The organism is Vibrio sp. 970 (genome assembly GCF_033339075.1).
This window is the reverse complement of record NZ_JAWOTW010000760.1, coordinates 1-530: the sequence shown is the minus strand read 5'-3', so window position 1 is coordinate 530 and position 530 is coordinate 1. Positions and strand designations below refer to the sequence as shown.

The following is a 530-nucleotide window of genomic DNA, read 5'->3' as shown; positions in this document are numbered from 1 at the left end:
CCTTGAGCACGAGTACACTCACTACTTGGATGCACGTTTCAACCAATACGGTTCATTCAGCGACAACTTAGCTCATGGTCATATTGTTTGGTGGCTGGAAGGCTTTGCTGAATACATGCATTACAAACAAGGTTACAAGGCCGCGATCGATCTGATCCCAAGTGGCAAACTGAGCCTTTCAACCGTGTTTGACACCACATACTCGCACGATAGCAACCGCATTTACCGTTGGGGCTACTTGGCGGTTCGCTTCATGCTAGAAAACCACCCTCAAGATGTAGAGAGCTTGTTGGCGTTGTCTCGTTCAGGTCAGTTTGCACAATGGGCGCAGCAGGTTACTTTGCTTGGTCAACAGTACGATGCGGAATTTGAGCGTTGGTTGGATACGTTAGAAGTGGTAGTTGAACCGGAGCAACCAGGAACAGACCCAGAAGAGCCAAGCGAACCAACAGAACCTGAAGTGCAAGTGACGGAGCTGGCGGCGAACCAAAGTCTTCAACTGAGTGGCGAAGCATACAGCGAAAAACTGT

1 protein-coding gene is annotated in these 530 nt (G+C 49.4%); it reads left to right on the top strand.

Annotation, left to right across the window (positions count from 1 at the left end):
- On the top strand, positions 1–530 hold a 530-nt coding region (locus R7Q11_RS29045), incomplete at both ends, for a collagenase (protein ID WP_225467329.1).